The sequence below is a fragment of the Micromonospora sp. NPDC050495 genome (assembly GCF_040655175.1).
In the GTDB taxonomy this organism is placed as follows: domain Bacteria; phylum Actinomycetota; class Actinomycetes; order Mycobacteriales; family Micromonosporaceae; genus Micromonospora.
In genome coordinates this window covers 60,590-80,006 of record NZ_JBFAJK010000021.1, presented here as the reverse complement: position 1 = coordinate 80,006, position 19,417 = coordinate 60,590, and the positions used below count along the sequence as shown (strand labels likewise).

Annotated in this window: 20 protein-coding genes; 13 read left to right on the top strand and 7 right to left on the bottom strand. The window is 74.1% G+C overall.

Features of this window, described 5'->3' with window-relative positions; genetic code table 11:
- Nucleotides 1–171: 171 nt before the first annotated feature.
- The 4 genes from rplU to AB0I11_RS20860 all read left to right on the top strand — a co-directional run bounded on the left by rplU (nucleotide 172) and on the right by AB0I11_RS20860 (nucleotide 2,860).
- Nucleotides 172–486 (top strand): 50S ribosomal protein L21, encoded by a 315-nt coding sequence (gene rplU / locus AB0I11_RS20875; protein ID WP_046571626.1) that lies wholly within the window; start codon nucleotides 172–174, stop codon nucleotides 484–486.
- Nucleotides 487–497: 11 nt separating this feature from the next.
- Entirely contained in the window at nucleotides 498–752 is a 255-nt protein-coding gene (gene rpmA / locus AB0I11_RS20870) for a 50S ribosomal protein L27 (RefSeq protein ID WP_013288010.1), read from the top strand.
- A gap of 90 nt (nucleotides 753–842) precedes the next feature.
- Nucleotides 843–2,324, top strand: a complete 1,482-nt coding sequence (gene obgE, locus AB0I11_RS20865; RefSeq protein ID WP_357322706.1) for a GTPase ObgE — start codon at nucleotides 843–845, stop codon at nucleotides 2,322–2,324.
- An 86-nt stretch (nucleotides 2,325–2,410) separates the two neighbouring features.
- Entirely contained in the window at nucleotides 2,411–2,860 is a 450-nt protein-coding gene (locus AB0I11_RS20860) for a GNAT family N-acetyltransferase (RefSeq protein WP_357322703.1), read from the top strand.
- Between the two features lie 64 nt (nucleotides 2,861–2,924).
- Here the strand turns inward: AB0I11_RS20860 and AB0I11_RS20855 are convergent, their stop codons facing one another.
- A complete protein-coding gene (locus AB0I11_RS20855; protein ID WP_046571620.1) occupies nucleotides 2,925–3,584 on the bottom strand; it encodes a DUF6766 family protein in 660 nt (219 codons plus the stop codon).
- 194 nt (nucleotides 3,585–3,778) lie between these two features.
- Nucleotides 3,779–4,255 carry a DUF4383 domain-containing protein gene (locus AB0I11_RS20850; RefSeq protein WP_357322700.1) on the bottom strand — a complete coding sequence of 159 codons (477 nt, stop codon included), beginning with the start codon at nucleotides 4,253–4,255 and terminating at the stop codon, nucleotides 3,779–3,781.
- A 199-nt stretch (nucleotides 4,256–4,454) separates the two neighbouring features.
- On the opposite strand from AB0I11_RS20850, the gene AB0I11_RS20845 reads away from it, so the two are divergent.
- Genes AB0I11_RS20845 through AB0I11_RS20835 form a run of 3 tightly spaced genes read left to right on the top strand, consistent with a single transcriptional unit; the run spans nucleotide 4,455 to nucleotide 6,362 of the window.
- Entirely contained in the window at nucleotides 4,455–5,231 is a 777-nt protein-coding gene (locus tag AB0I11_RS20845; protein ID WP_357322697.1) for a hypothetical protein, read from the top strand.
- A gap of 31 nt (nucleotides 5,232–5,262) precedes the next feature.
- Nucleotides 5,263–5,727, top strand: coding sequence for a phage holin family protein (locus tag AB0I11_RS20840; protein ID WP_357322695.1), 465 nt, complete (start codon nucleotides 5,263–5,265; stop codon nucleotides 5,725–5,727).
- Entirely contained in the window at nucleotides 5,724–6,362 is a 639-nt protein-coding gene (locus AB0I11_RS20835; protein WP_357322692.1) for a DUF3618 domain-containing protein, read from the top strand. The genes AB0I11_RS20840 and AB0I11_RS20835 overlap by 4 nt, the downstream gene beginning before the upstream one ends.
- Nucleotides 6,363–6,502: 140 nt before the next feature.
- Here AB0I11_RS20835 and AB0I11_RS20830 read toward each other — a convergent pair whose 3' ends face one another.
- On the bottom strand, nucleotides 6,503–7,609 hold the full coding sequence (locus AB0I11_RS20830) for a glycosyltransferase (protein WP_357322689.1): 1,107 nt from the start codon (nucleotides 7,607–7,609) through the stop codon (nucleotides 6,503–6,505).
- 145 nt (nucleotides 7,610–7,754) lie between these two features.
- Between AB0I11_RS20830 and AB0I11_RS20825 the strand changes: the two genes are divergently transcribed.
- From AB0I11_RS20825 to AB0I11_RS20810, 4 genes are read left to right on the top strand one after another with little or no spacing between them, the layout of a single operon-like run.
- A complete protein-coding gene (locus tag AB0I11_RS20825) occupies nucleotides 7,755–8,393 on the top strand; it encodes a cyclase (protein ID WP_357322685.1) in 639 nt (212 codons plus the stop codon).
- A complete protein-coding gene (locus AB0I11_RS20820; protein ID WP_357322682.1) occupies nucleotides 8,390–9,568 on the top strand; it encodes a zinc-dependent alcohol dehydrogenase in 1,179 nt (392 codons plus the stop codon). The genes AB0I11_RS20825 and AB0I11_RS20820 overlap by 4 nt, the downstream gene beginning before the upstream one ends.
- Nucleotides 9,569–9,611: 43 nt before the next feature.
- Complete coding sequence (locus AB0I11_RS20815) at nucleotides 9,612–12,059, top strand: molybdopterin-dependent oxidoreductase (RefSeq protein WP_357322679.1); 2,448 nt, start codon at nucleotides 9,612–9,614, stop codon at nucleotides 12,057–12,059.
- A 1-nt stretch (nucleotide 12,060) separates the two neighbouring features.
- Nucleotides 12,061–12,519 (top strand): hypothetical protein, encoded by a 459-nt coding sequence (locus tag AB0I11_RS20810; protein WP_357322676.1) that lies wholly within the window; start codon nucleotides 12,061–12,063, stop codon nucleotides 12,517–12,519.
- Between the two features lie 60 nt (nucleotides 12,520–12,579).
- Here the strand turns inward: AB0I11_RS20810 and AB0I11_RS20805 are convergent, their stop codons facing one another.
- Nucleotides 12,580–13,827: a cytochrome P450 gene (locus tag AB0I11_RS20805; RefSeq protein WP_357322673.1), complete on the bottom strand. Its 1,248-nt coding sequence runs from the start codon at nucleotides 13,825–13,827 to the stop codon at nucleotides 12,580–12,582.
- A gap of 280 nt (nucleotides 13,828–14,107) precedes the next feature.
- Here AB0I11_RS20805 and AB0I11_RS20800 point away from each other — a divergent pair, with 280 nt between their 5' ends.
- The gene (locus AB0I11_RS20800) at nucleotides 14,108–14,494 is read left to right on the top strand and encodes a hypothetical protein (RefSeq protein WP_357322670.1); all 387 of its coding nucleotides are present in this window, start codon (nucleotides 14,108–14,110) and stop codon (nucleotides 14,492–14,494) included.
- Nucleotides 14,495–14,504: 10 nt separating this feature from the next.
- On the opposite strand, the gene AB0I11_RS20795 is transcribed toward AB0I11_RS20800, so the two are convergent.
- Nucleotides 14,505–14,723 carry a DUF397 domain-containing protein gene (locus tag AB0I11_RS20795; RefSeq protein ID WP_046571600.1) on the bottom strand — a complete coding sequence of 73 codons (219 nt, stop codon included), beginning with the start codon at nucleotides 14,721–14,723 and terminating at the stop codon, nucleotides 14,505–14,507.
- Nucleotides 14,724–14,788: 65 nt separating this feature from the next.
- On the opposite strand from AB0I11_RS20795, the gene pepN reads away from it, so the two are divergent.
- On the top strand, nucleotides 14,789–17,305 hold the full coding sequence (gene pepN / locus AB0I11_RS20790; RefSeq protein WP_357322666.1) for an aminopeptidase N: 2,517 nt from the start codon (nucleotides 14,789–14,791) through the stop codon (nucleotides 17,303–17,305).
- A 48-nt stretch (nucleotides 17,306–17,353) separates the two neighbouring features.
- On the opposite strand, the gene AB0I11_RS20785 is transcribed toward pepN, so the two are convergent.
- Both AB0I11_RS20785 and AB0I11_RS20780 read right to left on the bottom strand, forming a co-directional pair.
- Complete coding sequence (locus tag AB0I11_RS20785) at nucleotides 17,354–18,559, bottom strand: NAD(P)/FAD-dependent oxidoreductase (RefSeq protein WP_357322663.1); 1,206 nt, start codon at nucleotides 18,557–18,559, stop codon at nucleotides 17,354–17,356.
- 153 nt (nucleotides 18,560–18,712) lie between these two features.
- On the bottom strand, nucleotides 18,713–19,351 hold the full coding sequence (locus tag AB0I11_RS20780; RefSeq protein WP_357322661.1) for a PadR family transcriptional regulator: 639 nt from the start codon (nucleotides 19,349–19,351) through the stop codon (nucleotides 18,713–18,715).
- Nucleotides 19,352–19,417: the final 66 nt, after the last annotated feature.

The following is a 19,417-nucleotide window of genomic DNA, read 5'->3' as shown; positions in this document are numbered from 1 at the left end:
GCGGCGGGGCGGGTATGGCGTACGCTTGCCTGCGGCGCACTTTTGGTGTGCCGAGTTCCCGCGTGCCCGCGCTGCCGGTGTCACGGCTCCCGGCGAGACGCCGTGGGAACGACCGGCCGGCAACGGTGAAAAAAGACGCTAGCAGCCTCAACGACAGGGAGTCCGCCTCCGATGTACGCGATCGTCAAGACCGGCGGCAAGCAGTACAAGGTCGCCGAGGGCGACGTGATCGAGGTCGAGAAGCTCGCCGGTGCCCCCGGCGACGCGGTGAAGCTCACCGCGGTGCTCCTCGTCGACGGTGACGACCTGGTGACCGACGCGGCGAAGCTTGCGCAGGTCGCGGTGTCCGGCGAGATCGCCGCGCACACCAAGGGCCCGAAGATCCGGATCCACAAGTTCAAGAACAAGACCGGCTACCACAAGCGCCAGGGTCACCGCCAGCCGCTGACCCAGGTCAAGGTGACCGGCATCTCCAGCGGGAAGTAGGTCGTCCTCCAATGGCTCACAAAAAGGGTGCGTCCAGCTCGCGTAACGGCCGTGACTCCGCGGCCCAGCGACTCGGCGTGAAGCGCTTCGGTGGTCAGGTCGTCAGCGCGGGTGAGATCCTCATCCGTCAGCGTGGCACCAAGTTCCACCCCGGTGACCTGGTCGGCCGCGGCGGCGATGACACGCTCTTCGCGCTGGCCGCCGGCTCGGTCCAGTTCGGCACCAAGCGCGGTCGCAAGACCGTCAGCATCGTGCCGCAGCAGTAGTTCGAAGGCGAAGCGGGCCGGGGACCTCGGGTCCCGGCCCGCTTCGCCTTTTCTCACGCGGGGACGTGCCCCGCTGGAAGGATTGGCGTCGTGACGACGTTCGTTGACCGGGTCGTCCTGCACATGCAGGCCGGCGACGGCGGGCACGGCTGTGTCTCCATCCACCGGGAGAAGTTCAAGCCCTTCGGCGGCCCCGACGGCGGCAACGGCGGGCACGGCGGCAGCGTGTCGCTGGTGGTGGACCCGCAGGTGACCACGCTGCTCGACTTCCACTTCCGCCCGCACCTCAAGGCCGAGAACGGCAAGGGCGGCGCCGGGTCGAACCGGGACGGGGCCAACGGTCACGACCTGCTGATCAAGGTGCCCAACGGCACCGTCGTGCTGGGCCTCGACGGCGAGGTGCTGGCCGACCTGGTGGGCGCCGGCACCACCTTCGAGGCGGCCCGGGGCGGCCGGGGCGGCCGGGGCAACGCGGCGCTGGCCAACGCCCGGCGCAAGGCCCCCGGCTTCGCCGAGCTGGGCGAGCCCGGCGACAAGCTCGACGTGGTGCTGGAGCTGAAGAGCGTCGCCGACGTCGGCCTGGTCGGCTTCCCGTCGGCCGGTAAGTCCTCGCTGATCTCGGTGATCTCCGCCGCCAAGCCGAAGATCGCCGACTACCCGTTCACCACCCTGGTGCCGAACCTCGGCGTGGTCCGGGTGGACAACCACACCTTCACGGCCGCCGACGTGCCGGGCCTGATCCCGGGCGCGGCCACCGGCAAGGGGCTGGGCCTGGAGTTCCTCCGCCACGTCGAGCGCTGCGCCGTGCTGGTGCACGTGGTCGACACCGCGACGCTGGAGCCGGGCCGGGACCCGCTCGCGGACATCGACGCCATCGAGTCCGAGCTGTCCCAGTACGGCGGGCTGGCCGACCGCCCCCGGCTGGTCGCCCTCAACAAGGTCGACGTGCCGGACGGCCGGGACCTCGCCGAGATCGTCCGGCCGGACCTGGCGGCGCGCGGCTTCCGGGTGTTCGAGATCTCCACGGCCACCCGGGAAGGGCTCAAGGAGCTGACGTACGCGATGGCCGAGCTGGTCGAGCAGGGCCGCAGCGCCGCGCCGCCGGCCGAGCCGACCCGGATCGTGATCCGCCCGAGGGCGGTCGACGACGCCGGCTTCACCATCGAGGCGGAGCAGGACGGCTCGTTCACCGTCCGGGGCAGCCGGCCGGAGCGCTGGGTCAAGCAGACCAACTTCGACAACGACGAGGCGGTGGGCTACCTGGCCGACCGGCTGGCCCGCCTCGGCGTGGAGGAGAAGCTGGCCAAGGCCGGCGCGCAGGCCGGTGACCTGGTCCGGATCGGCGACCGGGAGTTCGACTGGCAGCCGACCCTGTACGCGGGCGTCGACTTCGTCCCCGGCAACCGGGGCACCGACGTCCGGCTCGAGGAGAAGTCGAACCGCGTCTCGGCCGCGGACCGGCTGGCCGCCCGCAAGGCGCGCCGGCAGCGCCCGGCCGACGAGGTGGCGGCCGCGCCGGCCGACGCCGACCTCGACCTCGACCCGGCCGACGACGACGAGGACTGGGAGTAGGGCGGGCCCGCCCCTACGGCACCTGGTCAGGTGCGGGTCGCCCGCCGGAAACCTGGCCGAAACGGGCCCGGCCTAGCGTGCCGGGCATGCTGATCGAATCCCGTCCGGCCACCGATCCGGAGATCGCCGCCCTGGTCACCGCCCAGCAGCGGGAGCTGCGCGCGGCCGACGGGGGCCTGGACGGGCAGGCGACGGTCACCCACCACGACATCCGCTACCTGGCGGTGGTCGAGCGCGGGCGGGCCATCGCCTGCGGCGGGATCCAGGCCCTCGACGCCGAGACCGGCGAGCTCAAGCGGATGTACGTCCGTCCCGCGTACCGGGGTCGGGGGGTGGCCCGGCAGTTGCTGGCCGCGCTGGAGGAGTTGGCCCTGCGGCACGGGCACACCAGGGTGTGCCTGGAGACCGGCAGCTACCTGCCGGCCGCCATCGGCCTCTACCGGTCCTGTGGCTACCGGCCCATCCCGGTCTACGGCGAGTACGTGGCCAACCCGTACAGCGTCTGCTTCGCCAAGCGGCTACCGGTCGCCGTCTAGCCCCGGGCTGGCGGCTGCCGGTCGCCGGCCAGCGCCGGGCTGCCGGTCGCCGGCCAGCGCGGGGTCAGGCGCCCGTCTCGGCGTGCGCGGCGGTGACCGGCTTCGACTCCGGGCTGGCGTGCTGGCGCAGCACGATGCTGAGCAGGATCAGCACGCCGACGGCGAGGAACTCGCTCTGCCAGTTCTGCATGGACTGGAACCAGAAGTCGCTGGTGCCGAGGAACTGCCAGGCGCTGATCGGGGCCGCGCCGCTCTGCAACGCCTGCTCCTCGTTGTAGGTGGCCACGCCGCCGAAGAGGTGGCCGAGGAACGCGCCGCCGAAGATCATGAACAGCGCGATCGACAGGCTGTTGCGGTAGACCACCAGCGGGAGGCCGCCGGTCCGGACCGGCCAGGGCGAGTCCGGGGTGGCCCGGCGCGGGTCGTCCTCGGGCCGGTCCGTCTGCCCCTCCGGCTTCGACTCGGCCGACCCCCGCTGCACCAGGTACGCGGTGAGCAGCACGTAGCCGCCCATCTGGAGGAACTCCGACTCCCAGTTCTCGAAGACGGCCTCGGCGAAGTGCCCGGTGCCCAGGTACGCCCACCAGCTCAGCGGGGCCGCGCCGTACTCGGCCAGCTCCTCGTTGTGCACCTGCCAGCCGAACACGCTCTGCAACACCAGGAAGACCGCGAACGCGCCGAGCATGGCGACCGTGAGCGCGTTGTCCCGCAACCACCGTGGCATCCCCGGACCTCCTCGTCCCTCGGGACTACTCCGCGTAGTGGTCCCTCGGTGCCCGGCGCGGTGATCTGGTAAACGCCGCGTCGGAGTGTCGGCGCGGCGTTGTCACCCGGCCGGGTGACAGCGGCTCGGAGCCGGGTGACAGCGGCTCAGAGCCGGGTGGCGGCGGCTCAGGGCCGGGTGGCGGCGGCTCAGGGTCAGTCGATCGGGGTGTCCGGCCGCCCGCCGGTGCCCAGCTCGTTGGAGAGCAGCAGGCCGAGCAGGAGCATGCCGAAGCCGAGGAAGAGGTGCAGCCAGTTGTCGGCGTCGTTGAACGGGAAGAAGTTGGCCTGGGCGTTCCGGTCGATGGCGAAGCCGTACAGCCAGATGCCCAGGTAGGCGGCGCCGCCGCCGGCCAGGAAGAGCCGGGCTCCGCCGACCCGGCGGGCCAACACCAGCCCGGCCAGGCCGAAGAGCAGGTGCAGCAGGTTGTGCAGGATCGACACCTGGAACAGGCCGATCAGCTTGGCCTCCGAGTGGTGGCCGGCGAACCGCAGATCGCCGTAGTGCGTGGTGAAGCCGGGCACGAACCCGAGCACGCCGATCAGCACGAACCCGGCGGCGACCGCGAGGGCGGCCTTCTGGACCGCCGGCCGGGACCGGGCCGGGGCGCGTCGGCGCACGTCACGTGCCATCGCTGTCACCTCCGTTGCTCCGCCGCCGCCCGGAACGGGCAGACCCTCCATTGTGTGATCGGGACGGGGCGCTTCCGCAGAGAAATCACGAATCAGGCATGGACCCGATGTCCAGGGGTAGGGACTTCGACACGCCGGCAGCACGGCCGGCGGAATCCCCCGAGCAGGAACCGCTACGACATCGAGCGGAAGGGACACCATGACTTACGATCTCTCACCGACGTCTGCCACCTACGAATCGAACAACGGCGGGGTTCGCGACCAGGCCCGGCAGGTCGGCTCCGAGGCCGCGAACGCGGGTGGCGCGGTCGCCCAGACCGCCAAGGAACAGGGTCAGGAGGTCGTGGGCGAGGCGAAGCGCCAGGCCCGCAACCTCTACGGCGAGGCCCGCACCCAGCTCACCGCCCAGAGCAGCCAGCAGCAGCAGCGCGCCGCGAGCGGGCTGCGCTCGCTCGCCGACGAGGTCCGCGCGATGGCGCAGAACGGCGGCGGCGCCGGCCCGGTCACCGAGCTGGCCCACCAGGCCGCCGACCGGGTGCACGGGGTGGCCGGCTGGCTGGAGCAGCGCGAGCCGGGCGACCTGCTGCACGAGGTGAAGGAGTACGCCCGGCGCAACCCGGGGACCTTCCTGGTCGGCGCCGCCCTGCTGGGTGTGGTCGCCGGCCGGCTCACCCGCAACGTGGCCGCGGCCGGTGACGGCGGCGCGCAGCCGGCGTACGACCCGGACCGGACGGCGGTCATCCCGACCACCCGGGCCGTGCCGGACCAGCTGCCGCAGGGCGGCTACCTCGACCCGACGCCGGGCAGCTACGCCGAGCCGGACCCGGGCTACTCGGCGCCGGGCGCGACCTACCCGGGCGGTGGCGCCCCGAACAGCTGGGCCGACCCGCAGGGCGGCACCGGCCAGCCGCTGCCCCCGCCGGAGCGCACCGACCCGCTGCCGGGCGTGCCGTCGAGCGGCTCGACCCGGCCGTGACCGGCCGATCCGGCAGAAGGGAGGCGACGGAATGAGCATGCCGACGCAGGGGTCCGGGCTGAACTCCGGTTATCAGCCGGCGGGCGACCCGCACACCGCGGAGGAGGTCCGGGGCAGCTCGCTCGGCGACCTGATGCGCCAGGTGACCACCGACCTGTCCACCCTGATGCGGCAGGAGGTGGAGCTGGCGAAGGCGGAGATCCGCCAGGAGGGCCGGAAGGCGGGCAAGGCCGCCGGGCTCTTCGGCGGCGCCGGCTTCGGCGGCTACATGGTGGCGCTCTTCGTCTCGATCGCGCTCTGGCAGTTCCTGGACAACGTCATGGACTCCGGCCTGGCCGCGCTGATCGTGGCCGTGATCTGGGCCGCCGTCGCGGCGGTCCTCTACTCGATGGCCAAGAAGAACGCCGAGCGGATCCGCGGCCTCAAGCAGACCAACGACAGCGTGCAGCGCATCCCCGACGCGCTCAAGCCGCACCCGGAGGGAGTCACCCGATGAGCACCGATCCCGACCAGATCCGCCGGGAGATCGAAGCCACCCGCAACAACCTCAGCTCGGACGTGGACGCCCTGGCGTACAAGGTCAGCCCGAGCCGCATCGTCGACGACCGCAAACGGCGCGTCCAGCACGCGCTGACGAACGTGAAGGACAAGGTGATGGGAACCGCATCGGACCTCGGCCACAGCACCGGCCACGCCACCCACGCCATGGGCGGCCACGCCTCCTCGGCGGCGTCCACCGTCGGCGACAAGGCGCACGCCGCCGCGTCCAGCGTCGGCGACGCCGCCCAGCGCGCCCCGCAGGTGCTGCGGGAGAAGTCCGAGGGCAACCCGATCGCGGCCGGCATGATCGCCTTCGGCGTCGGCATGCTGGTCTCCTCGCTGCTCCCACCGACCCGGCGCGAGCAGCAGGTCGCCGCGCAGGTCAAGGAGAAGGCCGCCGAGCACGGCGGCGTGGTGAAGGAGAAGCTGGGCGAGGTGGCCAGCGAGATCAAGGACGAGCTGCGGGAGCCGGCGCAGCACGCCGCCCAGTCGGTGAAGTCCACCGCGCAGGACGCCGCGCAGACCGTCAAGGAGGACAGCCGCTCCGCCGCCCACGACGTCAAGGACACCGCGCAGCAGGCCCGGTCCTGACCGTCCCGGTACGCCGCAGCTCGCGGCCGCCTCCCGGCCGGACGCCGGGGAGCGGCCGCGAGCTGTCGCGTCCAGCGGCAGGTGGAGTTGCTCGGCGCGGAGCTGGGCCGGCGTCAGGAGATGCTGTGGCGGTAAGGCGGTCAGCCGGGTAGCCGGTCGGTGGACCGGCGGGCCGGCACCGGCAGGTCGCCCGCCTCCACCCAGAGCCGCAGCTCGGCCGGGCGGCGCTCGGCGAGCCGGCGGCGCAGCGCCCGGGTCGGGTTCGCCGCGGTCCGCAGCCGGTCGCCGGCGTAGGGGACGCCACCGCGCAGCCGCCGGCCCAGCGCCAGCCACGAGCAGAACCCGCGTTCGAGCAGCCAGCCGGGGGCGGCGAGCGCGGCGTGCGCCGGGAAGACCCGGGCACCGCCGCCGCGCCGCCGGCCCAGCTCGGCCACGGCCACGGCGGCCACCCCGGCGCGCAGCAGCAGCCCGGGCCGGCGGGCGGCCAGCGCGGCCGCCACCGCCGGCAGCACCGCCAGCGCGGCCAGCAGCCGGACCGGTTGGGCCAGGTCGTCGTACGCCTGGCGGACCCGCTGCCCGCCGAAGTGCGCCACGCCCGGCGGCAGCCGCCGCACGTACAGCCAGGCGGGGGTCGCCGTGACGCCGCCGTACGCGCGGACCGTCCGGACCAGCTCCAGGTTCTCGAAGAGCACGTCCGGGTCGTAGCCGCCCATCGCCCGGAAGGTGCTCCGGCGCACCGCCAGGGTGCCCGGCCAGTCCCCGGCGACCGCCCGGTTCAGCAGGGTCCGGCCGGTGTCCCACCAGGCGTGCCAGGGCAGCGGGTCGAAGTGGTTCTGCGGCCGGACCAGGTCCACCCGGTCCAGCAGTTCGTGCACGGCGCGCAGTCCGGCCTCGTCGTAGCGGACGTCGTCGTCGGCGATCACCACGTGCTCGTGCCGGGCCGCGGCCACGCCGGTGAGCACGCCCAGCACCTTGCCGTTGCGGCCGCGCAGCGCGGGGTCCGGCGGCAGGTGCCGGACCAGCCCTCGCCAGGCGGCCGCGTGCCGGGCGAAGAGTTCCGGCGCGGACCCGTCCACCACGGTCACGTCCACCCACCGCCGCAGGTGCCGCAGGTAGCCGGTCAGCTCGGCCAGGCCGGTGTCGGCCGGCCAGCGCAGCGGCAGGACGTACTCGATCCCCAGCCGGACGGCCGGTCGCGGGCCGGGGCCCGGTCCGGCCGGGCCGGCGGAGCGGTGGTTCGCGGGCAAGAGACGTACCCCCTCCACACTCGCAGGTGGCCGGCGGCGTGCCCGAAATTTCGGGGGTCAAACCGGTTCGCCGTTTCGACGCGGTCCTGCCGGGTAGCGCTGCGGGGGGTGGGGCGGACCGCAACGCCCGGGCGAAGGAGACGTGATGAGCAGCAACGCGACGAGGTGGGCGCTGGCCGGCGCCGCCACGGCGACCGTAGTCGGGGTCGGCCGGGCGGTGCTCCGGCGGCGACGGCGGCATCAACCGGCGCGGGAGGACGGTTGGTACGTCGTCCACCGGGGGATCACCGTGGACCGGCCGATGGACGCGGTGATCGGCTTCTGGACCGACCGGGAACGGCTGGACCGGGGGCTCGGCGAGTGGGCGACCCTGGAGCAGCTCGACGAGACCCGCTGGCGTTGCGTGGCCAGCGACCCGGCCGGCGGCGGCACCGAGTGGCGGGCCGAGCTCACCGTCGACGGTCCCGGCCGGCTGAGCTGGCGGGTGACCGACGGGCCGACGGAGCAGCGCGGACGGGTCGAGCTGACCGAGGCGCCGCAGGACCGGGGCACCGAGATCCGCACCGAGCTGCGCTGGCGCTCCGGCCCGGCCCGCCGGGTGCTGGGGCTGGCCGGCGGGCACGACCCGGACCTGGCGTTGCGTAGCGCGCTGCGGCGGATCAAGTCGCTGATCGAGACCGGCCAGGTGCTGGACACCCGGCGCGACCCCTCGGGGCGCGACCCGAAGCAGGAGCGGGCGACCGACCGGGTCCGGGAGAAGCTGATGGTGGGAGGCCGGCCGTGAGGGCGCTGTGCTGGGAGGGCGTCGGCAAGCTGGCCGTACGCGACGTGCCGGAGCCGACCATCCGGTCGGGCGGCGACATCATCGTCAAGGTGCGGGCCAGCAGCGTCTGCGGCTCCGACCTGCACCTGATCAACGGGTACCTGCCGGCGATGCGGGAGGGCGACATCCTCGGCCACGAGTTCATGGGCGAGGTGGTGGAGACCGGTCCCGACGTGCGGCGGATCAAGGTCGGTGACCGGGTGGTGGTCGGTTCCGTGGTGGCCTGCGGCGGGTGCTGGTACTGCCGCACCGAGCAGTACTCGCTCTGCGACAACTCCAACCCGCAGCCGGTCTTCACGGAGAAGCTGTGGGGGCACTCACCGGCCGGCATCCTCGGCTACTCGCACGCGGCGGGCGGCTACGCCGGCAGCCACGCCGAGTACATCCGGGTGCCGTTCGGCGACGTCGGCGCGTTCACCGTCCCGGACGGGATGCCCGACGACTCGGTGGTGTTCGCCTCCGACGCCATGCCGACGGGCTGGATGGCCGCCGACTTCTGCGGCCTCAAGGGCGGCGAGGTGGTGGCGGTCTGGGGCGCCGGCGGGGTGGGTCAGATGGCCGCCCGGTCCGCGCAGATCCTCGGCGCGGAGCGGGTCATCGTCATCGACCGGCTGCCCGACCGGCTGGCCACCGCCGCCGGGCGGCTCGGCGTCGAGACGATCAACTACGCGGAGACCGACGTGCTGGAGGCGCTGCGCGAGCTGACCGCCGGGCGCGGGCCGGACGCCTGCATCGAGGCGGTCGGGATGGAGGCGCACGACGTCGGCCCGACGTACGCCTACGACAAGGCCAAGCAGAGCGCCCGGCTGCAGAGCGACCGGCCGACCTCGGTCCGCCAGGCGATCATGGCGTGCCGCAAGGGCGGCACGGTGAGCATTGTCGGGGTGTACGGCGGGCTGGTCGACAAGTTCCCCCTGGGCGCGGCCATGAACAAGGCTCTGGTGCTGCGGATGGGGCAGATGCACGCCCAGCGCTACATCCCCATGCTGCTGGACCGGATCGCGGTCGGCGAGATCGATCCGGGCTACCTGGCCACCCACCCGATGTCGCTGGCCGACGGCGCCCGGGGCTACGAGATCTTCGAGCAGAAGCAGGACGGCTGCCTGCGGACGGTGCTGCACCCGCAGGCGGCCTGACCGGGTCACGGCCCGGGACGTGCGTCGAAGGAGGGATGGGCAGATGGTGGACCGGATCGCCGACCCGTGGGGGGAGCGCACGCCGTACGGGCCGGGGGAACGCTGGCCGGTGCGGGTGGACAGTTTCCTCGCCGACGGGCACACCGAGGCGGACGTGCACCGTTGGGTGCCGAGCGCCTCGATCCTGCACTCCAACGGCGACGCCATGGACATCGCGGTGCGCGACGACCGGATCGTCGGCGTCCGCGGCCGGCCCGGGGACCGGATCAACCACGGCCGGGTCGACCCGAAGGACCTGTACGGCTGGCAGGCCAACCACAGCCCGGACCGGCTGCGCCGGCCCCTGGTCCGGGAGGGTGGCCGGCTGGTCGAGACCGACTGGGACACCGCGATGGGCCGGCTCGTGGCCCGCTCGAAGGAGCTGCTGGACGGCCCCGGCGGCTGGGGACACTTCGGCTTCTACACCAGCGGGCAGCTCTTCCTGGAGGAGTACTACACGCTGAGCGTGATCGGGAAGGCCGGCCTGGGCACCCCGCACATGGACGGCAACACCCGACTCTGCACCGCCACCGCCGCGGCGGCCCTCAAGGCGTCCTTCGGCACGGACGGGCAGCCCGGGTCGTACACCGACGTGGACCACTGCGACGCGATCGCGCTCTGGGGGCACAACGTCGCGGAGACCCAGACGGTGCTCTGGATGCGGATGCTGGACCGGCGGCGCGGACCGAACCCGCCGGCGATGCTCGCGGTGGACCCGCGCGCCACCCCGGTGGCCCGGGAGGCCGACGTGCACCTGGCGGTGCGCAACGGCACCAACCTGGCGCTGCTCAACGGCCTGCTCCGCGAGCTGATCCACCGCGGCTGGTACGACCAGGAGTACGTCCGCGCGCACACCATCGGCTTCGACGAGCTGTGCGCGGTGGTCGAGGACTATCCGGTGGCGAAGGTGGCGGAGATCTGCGACCTGCCGGCGCGGGACATCGAGCGGGCCGCCGAGCTGCTCGGGCAGTCGCAGCGGCTGCTCTCCACCGTCCTGCAGGGCTTCTACCAGTCCAACCAGGCCACCGCGGCGTCCTGCCAGGTGAACAACCTGCACCTGATCCGCGGCATGCTCGGCCGGCCCGGCGCCGGGCTCTACCAGATGAACGGCCAGCCCACGGCGCAGAACAACCGCGAGTGCGGCGCCGACGGCGACCTGCCCGGCCTGCGTAACTGGGCCAACGAGGAGCACATCGCGGAGCTGGCCCGGCTGTGGAACGTCGAGGTCGACAAGATCCCGCACTGGGCGCCGCCGACGCACGCCATGCAGATCTTCCGGTACGCCGAGCAGGGCTCGATCAAGCTGCTCTGGATCTCGGCCACCAACCCGGCGGTGTCCCTGCCCGACCTGGCCCGGATCCGCCGGATCCTGGCCGACCCGGAGCTGTTCGTGGTGGTGCAGGACCTCTTCCTGACCGAGACCGCCGAGCTGGCCGACGTGGTGCTGCCGGCGGCCACCTGGGGCGAGAAGACCGGCACGTTCACCAGCGTGGACCGGACCGTGCACATTTCCGACAAGGCGGTCGAGCCGCCCGGCGAGGCCCGTCCCGACCTGGACATCTTCCTGGACTACGCGCGCCGGATGGACTTCCGGAACGCCGACGGCGACCCGTTGATCACCTGGACCGGGCCGGAGCAGGTCTTCGAGGCCTGGAAGGAGTGCTCCCGCGGCCGGCCGTGCGACTACACCGGCATCAGCTACGACCAGCTGCGCACCGGCGGCGTGCAGTGGCCGTGCACCGAGGAGCACCCGGACGGCATCGAGCGGCTCTACACCGACGGGGTGTTCAACACCGACCCGGACTACTGCGAGTCGTACGGCCACGACCTGGCCACCGGGGCCGAGCTGCTGGCCGAGGAGTACCGGGCCAAGCAGCCGGGCGGGCGGGCGTTCCTGCACGCGGCCGCGTACCAGCCGTCGCCGGAGGTGCCCAGCGACGAGTATCCGCTGCTGCTCACCACCGGCCGGACCGTCTACCAGTTCCACACCCGGACCAAGACCGGCCGGGCCGGCCAGCTGGTGCACGCCGCGCCCGAGTCGTGGGTCGAGCTGAACCCGGTCGACGCCGGCCCGCTCGGGGTGGCCGAGGGGGACCTGGTGCGGGTCGAGTCGCCGCGCGGCGCGGTCCGCGGCCGGGCCCGGCTCTGCGGGATCCGTCCCGGCGTGGTCTTCGTGCCGTTCCACTACGGCTACTGGGACGCCGCCGACGGCGCCGCCCCGGGGGAGGGCCGGCACGACCGGGCGGCCAACGAGCTGACCATCACGGCCTGGGACCCGGTCTCCAAGCAGCCGATCTTCAAGGTGGCGGCGGTCCGGGTGGTGAAGGAGGCCGACTCCGGCGGCCGGCCGTCGCCCGCGCCGACGGTCGGCGGCGCCGCCCCGCCGGAGGGCTCGGGCATCCCGGCCACGGTCGGCGGGCCGGCCGCCGAGGCGCCGTCGAGGAGGGAATGAGATGCACCTCGCGCACTATCTCGGGTTGCTGCACAAGGCGCAGGAACGGCTCGGTGACGCGTTCACCGAGGTGGGGAAGGCGCACGGGGACGAGCCGGACGTCTTCCACACCTGCGAGAAGCTGGCCGCCCAGTGCCGCGGGCACGCCGGGAAGCTGGCCCCGTTCGCCCGCCGGTACGCCGAGGAGGCCCCGGCCGAGCCGGACCGGCTGCACTCGGAGCTGTTCAGCGGCACCCGCACCGGGCCGATCGGGCTGCTCCGGGATCTCCAGGACCTCTACCTGATGGCCGCCGAGTGCGACATCTGCTGGACGGTGGTGGGGCAGGCCGCGTACGGGGCCCGGGACGAGGAGCTGCTCGGCGTGGTGCAGGCGTGCGAGCAGGAGACCGCGATCCAGCTGAAGTGGCTGCGGACCCGGATGAAGCAGGCCGCCCCGCAGGCCCTCGTGGTCGCCCGGTGACCGGTCGCGGCCCGCTCGGCCGCCGGCGGTCGGCGCTCACGGGCCGCCGGCGGCCGGTGCTCACCGGGTCCGGCGGACCGTGTCGATGAGCAGGCCGCTGGGGGGCAGGGTGGGCATCCGGCCGAGGTCCAGGGCCAGGTCCTGGGGCGGCACCTGGTAGCTCATCGCGCCGGTGAGGGTGGCGACGGCCCGTTTCATCAGCTCGATGGTGAGCCACTCGCCGGCGCAGCGGTGCCCGGCGACGTGGTCGCCGCCGCCCTGCGGGATCAGGCTGAACGGGTCGGCCGGCCCGCCGGCGAACCGGTCCGGCCGGAACCGCTCCGGCTCGGGCCACAGCCGCGGGTGGTGGTTGGTGGCGTACAGGTCGAGCAGCACCCGGCGGCCCAGCGGGAACGCGTACCCCTGCCACTCGAAGGAGCGCCGGACCCGGGCGGCCGCCACCGGGAAGAACGGGTAGTAGCGGCGTACCTCCTGCACGAAGCGCTCGGCGGCGCCGGCGTCGTCGCGGACCCGGTCCCGCCACTGCGGGTGGTCGTGCAGGGCCAGCGCGGCGAAGACCACGAACCGGTCGACCGCGACCGTGGGCCGGAGGATGTTCAGCAGGTCCACGGCGGCGATCCGGCGGGGCAGCAGCGCGCCGTGCTCGTCACGGTGCTCGGCGATCACCCGCAGCGCCGCGCCCTCCGGCGCCGGCAGGTCGCCGGCGCGGACCCGCCGGACCAGCTCGCCGGCCCACCGTTCGGCGCGCCGGCGGGCGAGCAGGCCGCGCCAGTGCCGGGGGCCGAGGGCGGCCGGCGCGTCGATCATCCCGTGCAACTCGTCGGTGCGGCGGGCCACCTCGCTGTCGGCCACCGGCACCCCGGCCCAGGCGCAGACCGCCCGGGTCAGGATCCGGCCGACCTCGGCGTAGAGGACGACCGGCCCGGCGCCGGCCCAGACCGGGATGCGGGCGTGCCACTCGTCCTCGACCAGCTGCCCGAGGTGCCGGATCGCGGTCGGCGTCATGATCGACATCAGCATGGCCTTGCGGGTCCGGTGCGTCGCGTCGTCGAGCCCCTGCACGCCGCCCACGCCGGTGAGAGTGCGCTGAGCGCGCATCGGCAGGGCGCCCCGCCGGACGAACCGGTCGTTGTCGTAGAACAGCTCGGCGGCCGGGCGGCCGCGCAGGCAGATGGTCGGCTCCAGCAGCAGCCGGGTCTGGAAGATGTCGGTGCCGAAGCGGTCGCAGCGCTCGCCGATGAACCGGTACCCCGTCCGGAGGAAGGCCAGCGTGCTGTCCGGGCTGCGGTCGGTGGGGATGGCGCTCATCGGCTGCTCCTGCACGGGCGGCGGGGCACTGGTCGCTGCGCGTCTACCCCGGTCCGGGCGGGTGAATCCCGCCGCCTGGTGCTCCGGACGGGCCCGCCGGCGGGCGCCGGCCGGCCCGCGCGCCGGGGAGGGGCCAGCCGGCGCGCGCGAGCTGGCCCCTCCCAGGGCGGCGGAAAGCTGGTTGTCTCGGGTGCGGGACCGGCGGTGGGCCGGTCCGGGCCACCGCCGCACCGGCCGCGCCGGGTCGGCGGCGGCCGGGCACGAGGACGGGGAGGACCGGATGCGGGACAACAGGGCGCCGCGCTGGCGGCAACGACGGTTGGGCACCGGGTTCGGTGCGGGCGGCGGCGAGCCGCTGCTCGCGCCCGCCCGCCGGGCCGGCGCCCGCCCGCCCCGGTTCTTCACCGTGCACCTGGGCTTCGAGGCCGCCGACCAGGCCGTCGCGGGGGAGCTGGCCGTGGCGTACGCCGAGGCGTTGGCCCTGCTCCGCCCGGAGCTGGCGCTCGGCGCGGCGGCGCTCTCCCCGGCCGACGCCTGGCACCGGGCCGAGCGGCTGTTCTGCGGTGCGCTCGGGCCCGACGGCGAGCGCTGCACCGACGTGGCCGGCCATCCCGGCTTCCACCACGCGCCGGGTCCCGGCGGGCTCGGCTGGGGCGACGGTGACTGACCGCCGCCGCTCAGTCGAGGTCGAACTCGCCGTCCTGGGCGCCCGCCACGAAGGCGTCCCACTCGGCCTGGGTAAAGACGAGCACCGGGCCGTCCGGTTCGGCCGAGTTGCGCATCCCGATCAGGTCGTCGACGAAGGCCACCTCGACCGCGCTCTCGGAGCTGTCCCCGTCGGCCCGCTGCCAGACCGCCCGGGAGAGGTCGAAGTCGCCCTTGGGGTGCTGACCCATCGTGTTCCTCCATCACCACGCGCCACGGGAAGATTCCCGTGGACCTCATCGGGCAGGATAAGCGGATGCCGAGCCTGAACCGTGTAGAGGCGACCGCGCGTGGCGCGGCGATCACTGTCGAGTCCTACCAGGTGGACCTCGACCTGACCGGCGGCGGCGAGCGGTTCCGCTCGACCGTGACCGTCCAGTTCCGGGCGACCCCCGGGGCCGAGACCTTCGCCGAGGTAAAACCCGCGCACCTGCACGCGGTACGGCTCAACGACCGGGAGCTCGACCCGGCCGTGCTGGCCGACAACCGGCTGCCGCTGACCGGCCTGGCCGCGACGAACACCCTGACCGTCAGCGCCGAGATGGCCTACTCGAACACCGGCGAGGGGATACACCGGTTCGTCGACCCGGCCGACGGCCAGACCTACCTGTACGCGATGTCCTTCCTCGACGACGTGCAGCGGATCTTCGCCGCCTTCGACCAGCCCGACCTGAAGGCCCCGGTGACCCTCTCGGTCACCGCCCCGCCGGAGTGGACGGTGGCCGCCAACGGGCAGCTCGCCGACCGGCCTGCGCCCGGGCGCTGGGAGTTCGCCCCGACCGCGCCCCTGGCCACCTACTTCTTCAGCCTGATCGCCGGCCCGTGGCACGTCCGGCACGCCGAGCACGACGGCATTCCGCTCGGCATCTACTGCCGGCGTTCGCTGGCCGAGCACCTGGACGCCGACGCCGAGGAGATCTTCACCGTCACCCGGCAGTGCCTCGACCGGTTCCACCAGCTCTTCGCCGAGCGCTACCCGTTCGGCAAGTACGACCAGGCGTTCGTGCCGGAGTTCAACGCCGGCGCCATGGAGAATCCGGGTCTGGTCACCTTCCGGGACGACTACGTCTTCCGCTCCGCCGTCACCGACACCCAGCGCGAGCTGCGGGCCACCACGATCGCCCACGAGATGGCGCACATGTGGTTCGGCGACCTGGTGACCATGCGCTGGTGGGACGACCTGTGGCTGAACGAGTCGTTCGCGGAGTACCTGGGCACCCGGGTCACCGCCGAGGCGACCCGCTTCGACCAGGCCTGGACCACGTTCGCGATGCGCCGCAAGGCCTGGGGGTACGCGGCCGACCAGCGCCCGTCCACCCACCCGGTGGCTCCGGCGGAGGTGGCCGACGCCGCCCAGGGCCTGCTCAACTTCGACGGCATCTCGTACGCCAAGGGCGCCAGCGTGCTGCGCCAACTCGTCGCCTGGCTGGGCGACGAGGCCTTCCTCACCGGCCTGAACGCGCACTTCGCCAAGCACCGGTTCGGCAACGCCACGCTGGCCGACCTGCTGGAGAGCCTCGGCGCGGCGAGCGGGCGGGACCTGACCGACTGGGCGCAGCGCTGGCTGCGCACCCCGCAGGTCAACACGCTGCGGATGGTGACGGCGGTGAACGCCGACGGCCGGTGGACCGAGGCGGCGGTGGTGCAGACCGCGCCGGAGGCGTACCCGGTGCTGCGGCCGCACCGCATCGGGGTGGCCCGGTTCGCCCCGGACGCCCCGGTGCGCCGCGTCGAGGTGGACCTCGACCCGGACGCCGACCACGGCCGCACCGAGCTGACCGAGCTGCTCGGGCAGCCGGCCACCGGCCTGCTGCTGCCCAACGCCGGTGACCTCACCTTCGCCAAGATCCGGCTCGACGCCGCCTCGGCGGACGCCGTACCGCTGCTGCTGCCCGGCCTGGACGACCCGCTGGCCCGGGCGCTGCTCTGGGGCGAGGCCCTGGACGCGGCCACCGACGGCGAGCGGCCGGTGGCCTCGGTGGTGGCGCTGATCGCGGCGGCGCTGCCGGTCGAGACCGAGGTGGTCATCGCGGAGGACGTGCTCACCCTCAGCCGGAGCCTGGTCGACCGCTACCTGGAGCCGCTGGCCCGGGAGGCGGCCCTGCTCCGGATCTCCGGGGCCTGCGCCGCCATGCTCGCCGGGGCGCCGGCCGGCGGCTCGTTGCAGCTGGCCGCCGCGCGTGGCCTGATCGCCGCCAGCACCGACCCCGGCCTGCTGGCCGGGTGGCTGGCCGGCAAGGGGGTGCCGGAAGGGCTCGCGGTCGACGCCGACCTGCGCTGGGCGCTGCTGCACCGGCTGGTGGTGCTCGGCGCGGCCGGCGAGCCGGAGATCGCCGCCGAGGCGGCCGCCGACCGCAGCGCGCTCGGCGCCGAGCGGGCCGCGAGCTGCCGGGCGGCCCTACCGGACGCGGACGCCAAGCTGGCCGCCTGGGAGATCGTCATCCACAACACCGAGCTGTCGAACCGCCTCGTGGAGGCCACCGCGGAGGGCTTCTGGCAACCGGAGCAGGCCGCGCTGACCGCCGGCTACGTCGAGCGGTACTTCGCCGACATGCCGGCGGCGGCGCGGCTGCGTACCCCCTGGACGGCCGACCGGGTCGCGAGCCTGGCGTTCCCCCGGTACGCCGTCGCGCAGCCCACCCGGGACCTGGCCGCCGCGCTGCTGGCCCGGGACGACCTCACCCCGGGGCTGCGCCGGCGGGTGGTGGACCTCGACGACGACCTGCGCCGGGCGCTGGTGGCCCGGACGGCGGTGGCCGCCGCCGGCGCGTGACCGGTCGGCCCGGTGGGTGGCGTAGCCGCGCCGCCCACCGGGCCCGGTTCAGCCGGCCGCCGCGCCGGCGGCCACCGGCGACTCCCAGTCGATGCGGTAGCGCAGCTCGGGGCCGAGGGTCTTCTCCGGGTTCATCGCCGTGCGGATCAGCAGCGGCATGAGCAGCGGCATGAGCGTGCGCGCCACCGGGCCGGGCGCCTTGGCCTGGTTGATCCGCGCCGCCCGGGCCGCGATCCGCTCCACCCGGCCGCGCCGCAGCCGCTCGTACGCGGCGAAGGCGGCCGGAATGTCGGGCAGGTCGCGCAGGCAGCGGGCGAGCTGCACGGCGCTCTCGATGGCCAGCGAGGCGCCCTGGCCGGAGCTGTTGGACGGCGCGTGGGCGGCGTCGCCGACCAGCACCATCCGGCCCCGGTGCCAGTGCCGGACCGGCGGCATGATGTGCATCGAGCCGACCACCCGCAGGTCCGCCGCGCTGCTGGTACGCATCAGCTCCCCGCCCGGGTCGTCGTCGCCGTACGCGGCCCGCAGGATCCGCAGCCACTCCTCGGCGGGGACGGCGCGGGCCTCGGTGAGGCTCATCGGCCGGTCCTGCGGCAGGTTGACCCCCCACCGGGTGCCGCCGCCCGGCTCCGGCCAGTAGAGGTAGTAGCCGCCCCGGCCGAAGGCGAAGGTCATCGTGCCGGGGGCGGCGTCGACCTCGTGCCGGGCCACCGCCTCGAAGCCGAGCAGCCCGGTGAAGCGCGGGCCGGCCGCGTCCGGGTCGATCAGGGTGCGGACCGTGGAGCGGATGCCGTCGGCGCCGATCAGCACGTCGGCCGTGGCGGTGCTGCCGTCGGCGAACCGGGCGGTGACGCCGTCGTCGGACTCGTGGACGTCGACCAGCCGGCGGCCGTGCGTGATGACCACCCCTTCGGCCACCGCGCGTTCGTGCAGCACCCGGTGCAGTTCGTTGCGGTGCACCGCCTGCATCGGCCCCACGTCGGGCAGGCCGGGCAGGTCGAAACGGCGGCGGCCGACCGACATGGCGGTGCGGTGGATCGGGGTGCCGATCGCGGTCACCGGCTGGTCGGCGCCGACGATGCGCAGCGCCGCGACGCCGTTGGCGGCCAGGGCGAGCGTGCCGCCCACCCCGTCGGTGGTGCTCGGGTACGCCTCGTGGACGGTGGCGGTGATGCCGGCGCGGTGCAGCGCCAGCGCGGTCACCGGGCCGGCGATCCCGCCACCGATCACGATGGCGCTTCGTACTCTGGTCATGGTCCCTCCCGGGATGGTCGGTGGTCGTGATGAACCGACCCGGAGGGAGCCCAGCTATCCTCAAGGTGGTCGCTTCGGGCCGGGCGCCCTCGGGTGTCGGTTCGGGGTAAGGGCCCCGGCGTGGTGTTGGCGCACCGTGCCGGGGCCGTCCAGCTACTGCGCGGGGCCGCTCCCTTCCGCGGTCCTATCCGCCGCCCCGCCGTCCTCGTGGAAGGCGCGCCACTGGTCGAGCCCCGGGTAGCGGCCGGTGCCGAGCTCCGCGAGCAGGTCGCGCAGCCAGGCGGCCTCGGCCTCGCGGATGGCGAGGTCGTACTCCGACTCGATGAGGAACAGGCGGGGCACCGTGCGCAGGTGCTCGGCGAGCGCCGCCCGGCCGGCCGCGATGCCGGCCTCCACCCTTTCCAGCCGTTGCCGCAGGAGCGTGCTGGCGTCGTCGGGGTGCAGCGCGGCGAGCACCGACAGGCCGGCCCGGAAGCGGGACTGCTCGGAGACCGGGTCGCCGACCAGCTCGCGGGCCCAGTCGACCAGCTCCGCCCGCCCGGCGTCGGTGATCCGGTAGACGGTGCGTTCCGGCCGCCGGCCCGCGCGGACGCTCTCCACGGCCGCGATCAGGCCGTGCCGCTCCATGTTGCGGACGACGGTGTAGAACGACCCCCACTTGATCGTCATGTCCTCGTCCTTGCCCCAGGCACGGAGCGCGGTGGCGATCTCGTAGGGGTGCATCGGCTGCTGGACGAGGGCCGAGAGCACGGCCAGTGCCAGCAGATTGTTGACCTTCCGGCGCGCCGCCATTCCCGCCTCCCTCGACACTGCTCGTCCCCGATTACTCGTAGACGAGTATACGGATGAGAGTGCTCG

What these genes read in the sequence shown, in the direction of transcription:
- rplU (WP_046571626.1), top strand. Translation starts at nt 172, where the DNA reads ATGTACGCGATCGTCAAGACCGGCGGCAAGCAGTACAAGGTCGCCGAG.
- rpmA (WP_013288010.1), top strand. Translation starts at nt 498, where the DNA reads ATGGCTCACAAAAAGGGTGCGTCCAGCTCGCGTAACGGCCGTGACTCC.
- AB0I11_RS20860 (WP_357322703.1), top strand. Translation starts at nt 2,411, where the DNA reads ATGCTGATCGAATCCCGTCCGGCCACCGATCCGGAGATCGCCGCCCTG.
- AB0I11_RS20855 (WP_046571620.1), bottom strand. Translation starts at nt 3,584, where the DNA reads ATGCCACGGTGGTTGCGGGACAACGCGCTCACGGTCGCCATGCTCGGC.
- AB0I11_RS20850 (WP_357322700.1), bottom strand. Translation starts at nt 4,255, where the DNA reads ATGGCACGTGACGTGCGCCGACGCGCCCCGGCCCGGTCCCGGCCGGCG.
- AB0I11_RS20845 (WP_357322697.1), top strand. Translation starts at nt 4,455, where the DNA reads ATGACTTACGATCTCTCACCGACGTCTGCCACCTACGAATCGAACAAC.
- AB0I11_RS20840 (WP_357322695.1), top strand. Translation starts at nt 5,263, where the DNA reads ATGAGCATGCCGACGCAGGGGTCCGGGCTGAACTCCGGTTATCAGCCG.
- AB0I11_RS20835 (WP_357322692.1), top strand. Translation starts at nt 5,724, where the DNA reads ATGAGCACCGATCCCGACCAGATCCGCCGGGAGATCGAAGCCACCCGC.
- AB0I11_RS20825 (WP_357322685.1), top strand. Translation starts at nt 7,755, where the DNA reads ATGAGCAGCAACGCGACGAGGTGGGCGCTGGCCGGCGCCGCCACGGCG.
- AB0I11_RS20815 (WP_357322679.1), top strand. Translation starts at nt 9,612, where the DNA reads ATGGTGGACCGGATCGCCGACCCGTGGGGGGAGCGCACGCCGTACGGG.
- AB0I11_RS20810 (WP_357322676.1), top strand. Translation starts at nt 12,061, where the DNA reads ATGCACCTCGCGCACTATCTCGGGTTGCTGCACAAGGCGCAGGAACGG.
- AB0I11_RS20805 (WP_357322673.1), bottom strand. Translation starts at nt 13,827, where the DNA reads ATGAGCGCCATCCCCACCGACCGCAGCCCGGACAGCACGCTGGCCTTC.
- AB0I11_RS20800 (WP_357322670.1), top strand. Translation starts at nt 14,108, where the DNA reads ATGCGGGACAACAGGGCGCCGCGCTGGCGGCAACGACGGTTGGGCACC.
- AB0I11_RS20795 (WP_046571600.1), bottom strand. Translation starts at nt 14,723, where the DNA reads ATGGGTCAGCACCCCAAGGGCGACTTCGACCTCTCCCGGGCGGTCTGG.
- pepN (WP_357322666.1), top strand. Translation starts at nt 14,789, where the DNA reads ATGCCGAGCCTGAACCGTGTAGAGGCGACCGCGCGTGGCGCGGCGATC.
- AB0I11_RS20785 (WP_357322663.1), bottom strand. Translation starts at nt 18,559, where the DNA reads ATGACCAGAGTACGAAGCGCCATCGTGATCGGTGGCGGGATCGCCGGC.
- AB0I11_RS20780 (WP_357322661.1), bottom strand. Translation starts at nt 19,351, where the DNA reads ATGGCGGCGCGCCGGAAGGTCAACAATCTGCTGGCACTGGCCGTGCTC.